This is a genomic window from uncultured Pseudoalteromonas sp. (assembly GCF_963922945.1).
Taxonomy (GTDB): Bacteria; Pseudomonadota; Gammaproteobacteria; order Enterobacterales; family Alteromonadaceae; genus Pseudoalteromonas.
In genome coordinates, this window is the sequence record NZ_CAWUKC010000111.1 from 1 (window position 1) to 10,135 (window position 10,135).

General features: G+C 41.5%; 10 protein-coding genes and 2 tRNA genes. 7 read left to right on the plus strand and 5 right to left on the minus strand.

The window, feature by feature from the left end; translation table 11 throughout:
• Positions 1-3: 3 nt before the first annotated feature.
• Genes AABI99_RS16615 through uvrD form a run of 3 tightly spaced genes read right to left on the minus strand, consistent with a single transcriptional unit; the run spans position 4 to position 5,120 of the window.
• Entirely contained in the window at positions 4-852 is an 849-nt protein-coding gene (locus AABI99_RS16615; RefSeq protein ID WP_338367203.1) for a chemotaxis protein, read from the minus strand.
• 58 nt (positions 853-910) lie between these two features.
• On the minus strand, positions 911-2,977 hold the full coding sequence (locus AABI99_RS16620) for a GNAT family N-acetyltransferase (RefSeq protein WP_338367204.1): 2,067 nt from the start codon (positions 2,975-2,977) through the stop codon (positions 911-913).
• Complete coding sequence (uvrD, locus tag AABI99_RS16625; protein WP_338367205.1) at positions 2,955-5,120, minus strand: DNA helicase II; 2,166 nt, start codon at positions 5,118-5,120, stop codon at positions 2,955-2,957. Before uvrD ends, AABI99_RS16620 begins: the two co-directional genes overlap by 23 nt.
• Positions 5,121-5,432: 312 nt before the next feature.
• Between uvrD and AABI99_RS16630 the strand changes: the two genes are divergently transcribed.
• Both AABI99_RS16630 and AABI99_RS16635 read left to right on the plus strand, forming a co-directional pair.
• Entirely contained in the window at positions 5,433-5,657 is a 225-nt protein-coding gene (locus AABI99_RS16630) for a hypothetical protein (RefSeq protein ID WP_338367206.1), read from the plus strand.
• A gap of 114 nt (positions 5,658-5,771) precedes the next feature.
• On the plus strand, positions 5,772-6,140 hold the full coding sequence (locus AABI99_RS16635; RefSeq protein ID WP_338367207.1) for a YacL family protein: 369 nt from the start codon (positions 5,772-5,774) through the stop codon (positions 6,138-6,140).
• 43 nt (positions 6,141-6,183) lie between these two features.
• On the opposite strand, the gene AABI99_RS16640 is transcribed toward AABI99_RS16635, so the two are convergent.
• Positions 6,184-6,825 carry a peroxiredoxin-like family protein gene (locus AABI99_RS16640; RefSeq protein WP_338367208.1) on the minus strand — a complete coding sequence of 214 codons (642 nt, stop codon included), beginning with the start codon at positions 6,823-6,825 and terminating at the stop codon, positions 6,184-6,186.
• Between the two features lie 108 nt (positions 6,826-6,933).
• On the opposite strand from AABI99_RS16640, the gene AABI99_RS16645 reads away from it, so the two are divergent.
• On the plus strand, positions 6,934-7,554 hold the full coding sequence (locus AABI99_RS16645; protein ID WP_338367209.1) for a dUTP diphosphatase: 621 nt from the start codon (positions 6,934-6,936) through the stop codon (positions 7,552-7,554).
• 3 nt (positions 7,555-7,557) lie between these two features.
• On the opposite strand, the gene yrfG is transcribed toward AABI99_RS16645, so the two are convergent.
• The gene (yrfG, locus tag AABI99_RS16650; protein WP_338367210.1) at positions 7,558-8,205 is read right to left on the minus strand and encodes a GMP/IMP nucleotidase; all 648 of its coding nucleotides are present in this window, start codon (positions 8,203-8,205) and stop codon (positions 7,558-7,560) included.
• Positions 8,206-8,267: 62 nt separating this feature from the next.
• Between yrfG and nudE the strand changes: the two genes are divergently transcribed.
• The 4 genes from nudE (at position 8,268) to AABI99_RS16670 (ending at position 10,009) form a co-directional block, all read left to right on the plus strand.
• Entirely contained in the window at positions 8,268-8,840 is a 573-nt protein-coding gene (gene nudE, locus AABI99_RS16655; RefSeq protein ID WP_338367213.1) for an ADP compounds hydrolase NudE, read from the plus strand.
• On the plus strand, positions 8,833-9,624 hold the full coding sequence (gene cysQ / locus AABI99_RS16660; RefSeq protein ID WP_338367211.1) for a 3'(2'),5'-bisphosphate nucleotidase CysQ: 792 nt from the start codon (positions 8,833-8,835) through the stop codon (positions 9,622-9,624). Before nudE ends, cysQ begins: the two co-directional genes overlap by 8 nt.
• A 148-nt stretch (positions 9,625-9,772) precedes the next feature.
• Positions 9,773-9,849 (plus strand) — tRNA-Met (locus AABI99_RS16665).
• An 83-nt stretch (positions 9,850-9,932) separates the two neighbouring features.
• Positions 9,933-10,009, plus strand: a tRNA-Met gene (locus AABI99_RS16670).
• The last annotated feature ends 126 nt before the right edge of the window (positions 10,010-10,135 follow it).

The following is a 10,135-nucleotide window of genomic DNA, read 5'->3' on the forward strand; positions in this document are numbered from 1 at the left end:
ATTTTAAAAAAGCCCATATCCTTGTGTTTCTTCCTCTTGCTGTTGTGTTAAATGTTCGGGTCTAAAAATGGCACTCGGATCGATTAAAACACTATGCTTTTCAGCTAATTTTATTAGCCCCCGCATCATGCCTTTGGTTTGTGGGTCTATATCAAACCCGACTTCGGTTAGCTTATCGAGAGGTTTAATGTCTTCTTTTTTATAATCTATATTGTCCTCTACTTTATCTACTAGCAGCCCGACGTGTGGGTTAAGCCCGTCTTTAGTTGTAAAAACAATAATAGGTTTATAATCGAGAGTTATTTGTTCCTTTGCTGCATCACACAGTCGCTGCAATTGCATAAAACTGTTGCGCTTAATGTTGGCTAAGTATTTATTAGCTTGTTTGTAGTTTTGCCCATTATGCGCAGCGATCGCGTTGTTTGTTGCCTTTACGAAACTCTGAAAAGGCTCATCAAGCTTTTCAACAATCACTTTTAGGTCGATATTATCGGTTTTAAACTCTTTATAAAATAAAGCGATGTTGTGCAGCTGGGTTAAATCACATGTAATTGGTGTATCTTGAGTTGAAAGGCTTTTCTCAAAATGGCTGAACCAGTCATTGAGCTTGGTTTGCCATGCTCTTAACTCACCTAGTGCTGTTTTATTACATTGTTCAGTTGAATTTCCATTCAAAATAATACCTAAATCGAACACTGGGGTGGGCGTTTCCATATAGTCTTTTACACCAATAAAGCTCTTATTATTATTTGGCAATGTAGTGAGGTTATTATCAAATCGCTCGGTCAGTAAAATGTCGAGGATTTTAAGTGAAATGGTTTTGCAGCCCACCTGAAAGTTTATAAATTCCATGCCTTTATCTTTAATTACCTTGTAATACTTTAAGGATAGAACAAAATAAATAAATAGCTTAAAGGTTGTGAGACTTTTTGATCAGAGATGTAACTGCACTTTTAAACTGCTGCTCTAGTGCTTTTTTTCCACTAAAGCCGTGTTGCTTTATTAGCTGCTCATTACTGTGGTTTTGTAATACCATTTGTATCAGCAAGTGGCGATCTTCACTTTTGGTTGCCATTAGGCAGGACGGTGAGTGATTAAATAAATACCATAGTTTTGGCGCGGTATTAAAGCGGTTTCTTGTACTAATTGTAGTGTTTATAGGCGGGCTGGGTACGCTAGATTCATCGATAAATTTACTTATTAGCTCACTGACTAACTCACTGTCGAGTTGGCTAAAGTGCGTTAATAAACCATAAAACAAATCACTTTTAAATTGCTGAGCTAAGCTATGTAAGCCCTGCGCGGATGTGCTTAATGGTTTAATAACAAGGGCTGAGTGCTCACCGGTGCTTTTGTCGCGTTGATAACCTAGCTTTACAGTACTAAAGCCCTGAGATTGCCAAAAACGTAAAAGCTCAGCTGTAGCCCCAAAACTTGCGCCTATATAACTACATATAGGCGTAAGCTGATGTTGGCAATGCGCTAATAATGCTTTTCCTACGCCTTGTTGGTGCAGATTAGGTGCAACAGCAATACGAATAACACGTGCACTTTGCTTTGTTAAATAGCTTGGCTGTGCGCTTAATTGCGCGAGCGATTGCGCCATTAAGTGCCCTTGCGGGCGCCGCTCACCATTTACTACTTGTTTAGCGAGCCCTGTATCCATACTGCCTTCCAATGCTATTAGGCAAACCCCAATAACCTGTGTACTGCATTTGCTAATAAACAGCCTTTGCGCTGGGGCATCAAGTAATTGGCGTAAATCGTTAACACTGCTTTGGTAATGGGCCAGTGCAAGCAGTGCCACTATTTGCAGTAGTAAAGGTTCATTATTGGTAAGCTTTTGTTGAGTGACTTCAATGTGCTCAATGTCATTTAAAGCGAGTTGGTCTTCGTTGTATTGTGCATCTAAAGCAAAAAGTGTGCGTACATGCTGCTCAAGAGGGTCGCCCTTGGCAAAACGTAAAGGGTCTTCTAGGTTTACAACTTTTGCTGCTTTGTAATTTGCTTTGATATATTGCGTAAAGCGAATGGTATAGCCTCGGCCATTACCTTCGTAGCCAACCAAGGTGCTTGCAAATACTATTCGTGGGTAGTGCTTTAACATTGTTAATAGTAAGGGCACAGGGATTGCGGCAGCTTCATCGACAAGCAACAAGTCACATTGTGGTAATTGTTCAAGCAAAGCATCGGGCGCCATGTACTGCAAATTGCCTAACTGTTTTTGCTGAGCGCTGTATTCTATTTGTAATGTTTTGGCTAAATGTTTAAAACAGCTGTGAGTGGCTCTAAATTGTGTTGCGCATACAATTACTTTTTTATCATGCAATGCTGCGGCAGCTAGCCCTAGCGCAGCGGATTTTCCTCGCCCTCTGTCGGCATTAATAATTAAAGGCCTGTTAGCACGCCCTGTGGCTACCTTGATTATTTGCTCAACACAGTGCTGTTGCGCCTGGTACTCAATTTTATTTGTTAGATTGTTATTAAGCGGCGGTTGGTTAAAACCTGTGTGCTCATCAAAGTGTACGATAGGTAGCGTTTTTAAAAGGCGTGAAAAGCGTAAATTAAAATAGCTTTGCTGATTACTAAACCCAAAAGATTGCATGCTTTGTAGCGCAGGGTCTTGCCACGAGCTCAAGCTGTGTAAGTCAGGTAGTAATAAAAATAAAAGTCCGCCGGCTTTTACAGTGCCCGCTAATGCGGCGATTTTATCAGAGTAAATACCGCTAAAGCCATCATAAACAGCATGCGAGAACTCTTGCCCTAATAGCTGATGGGTATGCTCGGGCCAGTTGGCGTGTTGAAGTTGTGAGCTTTTAGAGAGTACTTTTACGCTATACGAACTTGTTAAAGTATCCAGTAATTTATAACACCAAACGGACTGGCCTGTAATAAGCACTAACTGACGATGCTTTGCGCCAGTTAGCTGCTGTGTTAATTGCTCAATAAAGTGTTTATACAGCTTGAAGTCGTGCATATGCGGTTACTAACCATTTGCTGCCAAGGTCGTCAAAGTTAACTTGTACACGCGATTGTGCGCCGCTGCCTTCGTAATTAAGCACTGTGCCTATACCAAATTTAGCGTGTAGTACGCGTTGACCTAAGTTAAACCCGCTTTCCTCAAATGCCGCATGGCTCACTGATGCACTAAAGCGCCCTGCAGCAGGCGGTCTTGAGACCTGTGTTTTAATGCGAATTTCTTCCACACAGTCTTCGGGAATTTCACGTAAAAATCGCGATGGGCTATGGTACTTTTCTTGGCCATATAAACGACGGCTTTCGGCATGGCTTATGTATAGTTTGTCCATTGCCCGGGTCATGCCTACGTAACATAGGCGGCGCTCTTCTTCTAAGCGTCCAGACTCTTCATTACTTTGCTGCGACGGGAACATGCCTTCTTCAACGCCCACCATAAACACAAGCGGAAACTCTAAGCCCTTAGCCGAGTGAAGAGTCATCATTTGTACAGCGTCTTCGTGCTCATCCGCTTGGCCTTCACCAGATTCAAGTGAGGTATAAGCTAAAAAGCCTTGTAATGGAGAACTAAACTCTTCTTCTTCAGGGAGCTCGTACTGATCGCAGGCACTGATAAGTTCTTCTAAGTTTTCTACGCGAGCGCGGCCTTTTTCGCCTTTTTCGGCCTGATACATAGCCATTAGGCCTGAGGTTTGAATAGTGTACTTGGCTTGCTCTTGCAAGGTTAGGTCGCTAATTTTGTCTTCTATATGCTCAACCAACTCTACAAATTTTGTAACAGCGCTTGCTGCACGGCCAGATAAGTGTTGTTGTTCAACAATTGCTTTGGCGGCGTACCAAAGAGGCAATGACTCAGCACGTGCACAGTCACGTATATGGCTAAGTGTTTTATCACCAATACCGCGTGCAGGGGTGTTTATTACGCGCTCAAATGCAGCATCGTCTTGGCGATTTCCTACCAGTCGTAAGTACGAGAGTGCGTCTTTAATCTCTTGGCGCTCGAAAAATCGCATCCCCCCGTAAATTCGGTATTTTAAACCCTCTTGTAGCATAGCTTCCTCGAGTACACGAGATTGTGCGTTACTACGGTATAAAATAGCGGCGTCTTGCAACGCATTACCAGCATTTAGCCAGCTACGTAATTTGCTGCTTACAAAACGAGCTTCGTCTAGCTCGTTAAAGGCGGCATAAATAGAGATAGGCTCGCCTTCGTTACCGTCGGTCCATAAGCTTTTACCCATACGCTCTGAGTTATTTTTTATAAGCGCATTCGAAGCCTTTAGAATAGTTGCGGTTGAACGGTAGTTTTGTTCAAGGCGAATAGTTTCGGCGTCAAAGTCAGTTAAAAAACGCTTTATGTTTTCTATTTTAGCGCCGCGCCAACCGTAAATGCTTTGGTCATCGTCGCCAACAATCATAATGCTTTGTGTATCGCCAGCCAGTAGCTTTAACCAGGCGTATTGAATGGTATTGGTATCCTGGAACTCGTCTACCAGCATATGGGTAAAGCGCTGCTGATAATGGCGAAGTAGCGTCGGGTTATTTTTAAGAACCTCGTAGCTACGTAATAGTATTTCTGCAAAATCAACTAAACCTGCACGATCACATGCTTCTTGATAGGCGGCATATACACGCAACATCATTTGCTCGTTTATATCGTAGGCTTGAATGTCTTTAGGGCGCAGGGCTTCATCTTTTTTAGCGCTTATATACCAGCCAAATTGCTTGGCGGGCCACTTTTTGTCATCAATATTCATTGATTTTAAAAGGCGCTTAATCATTCTTAGTTGATCATCAGAGTCTAAAATTTGAAAGGCTTCTGGTAAGTTTGCTTCACGATGATGGGCGCGCAAAATACGATGTGATAAACCATGGAATGTACCAATCCACATACCGCCAACTGGCGCTTTCAGGGTTTCTTCTACTCGGGTACGCATTTCTTTAGCGGCCTTATTAGTAAAGGTAACCGCAAAAATACTATAAGCTGATGCTTGCTCAACCTGCATTAACCACGCTATACGATGAACGAGCACTCGTGTTTTACCAGACCCTGCACCTGCTAATACCAGCATGTTTTGTAGTGGGGCTGCAACGGCATCGCGTTGTTTGTCATTTAAGCCATCGAGTAATTCAGAAACGTCCATCGTTACGCCTTTTCAATCAATAATGAGGGCAGTATAACAGGTGTTTTTGTTAGGCTAAATAAAATACTGTTTTTATGAACAGCTATTCTAAAAATTCTTGTAAAAATAAATGCTTAGTTGGTTTTTTGTACACTTAAATAGCAATAAGTTAATAATAAAAATAATCAAATTGACCTATATTTAGTAAAAAATACTAAGTTAATCATTTGGTTTAATTTTAACTAATTGATTTTAAAGCTTTAATAAATTGGCATAAAGTGTGATAGTAAGTAAATAACTAAAATTTAAAATTAATTAACTACAGAGGTGAGTATGGCTGATCAAGGTTCTGGTGGTAATGTTATTGCGGCGTTGTGTAATATATTTTTTCCTGGTTTAGGGCAATTAGTACAAGGGCGAATTTTAGCGGCTATCTTTTTTGCGCTAGCTATTATAATTAGCTACGCACTAATTTATGTATTGGTAGGTTTTGTGCTCGTGCCTATTATTTACTTATGGTCGATTATAGATGCTGCACGATTTAAATCGCGAAGTTAGCTTTTATGTTGTTCATTTAAATAGCGCCCATAGGCGCTATTTTGCGTTTTAAAGGCAGTGTTTAGGGTTGTTTGTGGGTATAATTAGCGCATTAGCGTTTTAAAAGTAAGAATTATGGAATATCAATTTATACGTGACCCTATTAGCGGGCTGCGCATTAGAATAAACAGTGAACATGCCTTAGTCGGTCGCTGGTTAAACGAGGAAATCGGCAAAGAAAAAGTGGCGATGGTACAAGCACTTATTAGCTCAGTAAAAACAAGCTACGAGCCTGTAACACTTAAAGGACAAGAGATAGATTTAATACTTTCTAAAGACGAAGCTTTATTTGAAGCGCATGCACTTCACCAAGACAGCGAAGATTTACTCGCCTATCAAGATGATGACTTAATGCTTGAAGAAAATGGCCTTGTGAGTGGTTGTGGCTTTGAAGATTTTATAGATTTAATAGAGTCGTGGGCTGACTTTAGTGGCTCGCGTTAAACGTTTTAAAGGCCAACCTAGTTGGCCTTATTTATGTTTTAAGTTATTGCAAATCAATTGATTCAACAGCGGCTAAAAGTAAGCTTTCAGTTAAACGTACTTTGTAATTAGGGTTTGCGTACTGAAAGTATACAACGCCGCTTTTATCAATCACAAATACAGCCGGTACAGGCAAGGCGACGTTTACTTTGCCTTGGGCATCAACAAAGTTAACACCGCGCTTATTGCGATAGATAGCGGCTGTTTTATCGTCGAGGTAATAGGCTAAACCTAAGGCTTTTGCTAGGGTTAAGCTATCATCTGAAAGCAGTAAATAATTAGGTGATTTAATTTTACTTTGGGCTAGTTTTTCTGGACTATCTGGCGATACTGCAATAATTTGCGCGTTCAAATTAGCGAGTTGCTGCTCAATTTTTTGAATATTAGCCAGTTGTTTTGAGCAATAAGGGCACCAACCTCCACGGTAAATAATAAGTATTGTTGTTTTTTCAGCAAAGCGCTTTTTTAACTCTATGTTATGACCTTGTTGATCTTTAAGCGTTACATTAGGCACGCTCAGGCCCGGTAATAATGGTGATACTTGCTCAGGGGCTGCTGCAATTCCCGCAGTACTTGCTTGCGCATTAGTTACTAAGAAAGCAGTCAGTATTATAGTCGCCAAGGTGTGTAGTAACACGTTACTCATTATTATTTCCTGCCTTGTTTTGGTGTACTTTTTATAATAGATCAAAAATGCACTTTTTATTATTTGCCTGTATCATAAGCATTATTTAAAAGCTCCAGTGGAAACAATATGTCAGCCAACTTAAACAAGCTAGTTGTAATGCTAGAAATGCAAAATGCGATGAACACAAAGGTTCATGAACAATGGTTTAGCCAAGGCTTTGAGTGGTACAGAGCCATTTGGGTAGAGTGTGCAGAAATGCTAGATCATTACGGCTGGAAGTGGTGGAAAAAACAAACCCCAGATACCGAGCAAGTAATTTTAGAATTGGTTGATATATTTCATTTTGGTTTGTCGTTAAGAATCGATGGAACAACATCTTACGAGGAGTTAGCTAAGCAATTAGTGCAAGAGCTTAGCACACCACAAACGGCAGATGACTTTAAACAAACGCTTGAAATGTTAGCCGCATCAGCAGTGGCTGATAAAGCCTTTAATGCTGCCGCGTTTGCAGGGTGTATGGCGCAAATAGGGATGGATATTGACGATTTATACCGCGGTTACGTAGGTAAAAATACGTTAAACTTTTTCCGCCAAGATCATGGCTACAAAGATGGCAGCTATATTAAAGTATGGAATGGCCAAGAGGATAACGAACATTTAGTGGAAGTTGTTAAAAGCCTTGATACCGAACATCCAGATTTTGCAAAGTTAGTATACCAAGGCCTTGAGGCGCGCTACCCAAGCTGATAGTTATATAATAGTACGGTAGTCGGTTACATTTAAGTAATCGGCTATTACATTATGTGGTTGCTGGCTATCTGGGTTGGCCACCGCAAGTAAATGTTCAATGCCGTATTCTCGGGCAGCATTTAAAACTGGCACACTATCATCAACAAACAAAGTGCGCTGCTTATTAAACCCTAAGTCTTTTTGTACCTGATGCCATAAACTTTGCTGCTCTTTACTCACTCCGTATTGATGAGTCGACACCACACCATCTAAATAATTGTCTATGGCGGTGTGTTCAAATTTAAGCATCATATTTTCTGGGTGGGCATTGGTTAAGAGTATTAACTCTTTACCGGCTTTCTTTAATTCAGTTAAAAAGTGGGGTACATCTTCACGCACTTGTATTAAATGCTGAGTTTGGCGTTTTAATTCCATAATGGGTAAATTAAGTTGCTCTTCCCAGTAGTCTAGGCAATACCATTGTATTTGGCCGCTCACCGCTTGATAGCGTTTGTGCATATCGGCTTTTGCTTCGTCAAGGGTAATATTGCGAGTGAGTGCAAGTTGCTCTGGTACAACGCTAAGCCAAAAATGACTATCGAAATGTAAATCGAGTAATGTTCCGTCCATATCAAGTAAAACGGTATCGATTTTTGACCAATTTAGCATGGGCTTTTCCTTATGAAAAGTTTATGATTAAGCACAACTGCCATGATAGCAAAATAACGCCAATGACACAGAAAAAGCACCCAACTCCGCCGCAAATTATTAGCAATAAGGTTGTTGCTAAAAGCCGTTTATTTACCGTTGAATCGCTAGAGCTTAAGTTTTCTAATGACGAAGAGCGCCAGTATGAGCGAATACGTGGCGGTGGTCGCGGGGCTGTAATGATTGTACCAATAACTGCAGATAACGAAATGCTACTGGTGCGTGAGTATTGCGCAGGTACAAACGACTATCAATTAGGTTTTCCAAAAGGTTTAATAGACCCCGGAGAGACGCCAGAGCAGGCCGCAAACAGAGAGCTAAAAGAAGAAGTGGGGTTTGGCGCTGAATTTTTTGAGCCATTAAAAGTAGTATCAATGGCACCAAGTTATTTTAATGCAACCATGCATATTTTATTTGCTAAGCAGCTTTATCCGCAAACGTTAGAAGGGGATGAGCCCGAACCTTTAGTGGTTGTTAAGTGGCCATTAACCGATTGGCAGTCATTATTGGAGCAAGACGATTTTACCGAAGCTCGCAGTGTTGCCGCTTTGCTATTATTAAATAAGTATTTAGCGTCTGGAGCTGCAAATGAATAAACTACTAGAGCCTTGTATTGAACTTGCACAAAGTGCAGGCGATGCCATTATGGCTATTTATAAAAAAGACGATATTGGCCAGCAAGAAAAGTCAGACGCAACACCTGTCACAAAAGCTGACTTAGCCTCAAATGATGTGTTAGTAGCAGGTCTGCAGGCACTTGCGCCCGACATCCCTATCATGTCTGAAGAAACGCCTATTCCAGCACTTGCTGACAGGCAAAATTGGCAACGCTATTGGTTGCTTGACCCAATGGATGGCACTGGCGAGTTTATTTTAGAAAGTGGTGACTTTGCCGTTAATATTGCATTAGTAGAAAATAACCACCCCGTACTAGGTGTGATTCACTGGCCTGCAAAAGGGATCACTTACTTTGCTACTGCTAATCAGGGAGCCTATAAGCGAGAAAACGGTAACGATATTAAAATGTCGGTAGCAACACCCGATAACCTGACGCTGGCAGTAAGTCGTAGACAAAAAGTTGAAGCGGTCAGTCAGTATTTAAATACGCAGTTTGCCACTGTTGCAGTAGGCTCGTGCTCGCTAAAAGCATGTATAGTTGCCGAGGGTAAAGCCGACTGCTTTTTACGAATTGGTCCCACTGGCGAGTGGGATACTGGCGCCTCACAAGTGATTGTAGAAGAGGCGGGCGGATGTATTACCGATGCAGAGTTCAACCCGCTTACTTATAACCAACGCGAGAGTACAGAAAATCCTGACTTTATTGTGATGGGGCACCCTGACTGGGAGTTTCAAAAAATGATAACCCCGCATCAGAGATAGCTAATTACAGTGCCTATTGGTTGCTTTTTGTGCGGTTGAACGCAATTAACTAGTTAAAACCTTGCAATATAAGTTTATTCCTATATTATAGCGCTCTCTTCGAAACAGGCTCGTTGTTAACACGAAACTATTTCAAGAAAATTACAGGCGCGGGATGGAGCAGCCTGGTAGCTCGTCGGGCTCATAACCCGAAGGTCGTCGGTTCAAATCCGGCTCCCGCAACCAATTTCCTTTAGGGGTTTGAGGTTACTGTAAAGCTCTAACTTAAGAGATTAAATTAAGTAGTCGATAGACTTAAAATTTACAGGCGCGGGATGGAGCAGCCTGGTAGCTCGTCGGGCTCATAACCCGAAGGTCGTCGGTTCAAATCCGGCTCCCGCAACCAATTCCCTTTAGAGGTTTGAGGTTACTGTAAAATGTTTGTTAAAGAAAAGCTTGTCGGTCTCAGCTCTTCATTAGCCAGCAAAGGTCGTCGGTTCAAATCCGGCTCCCGCAACCACTGAAATAAAAA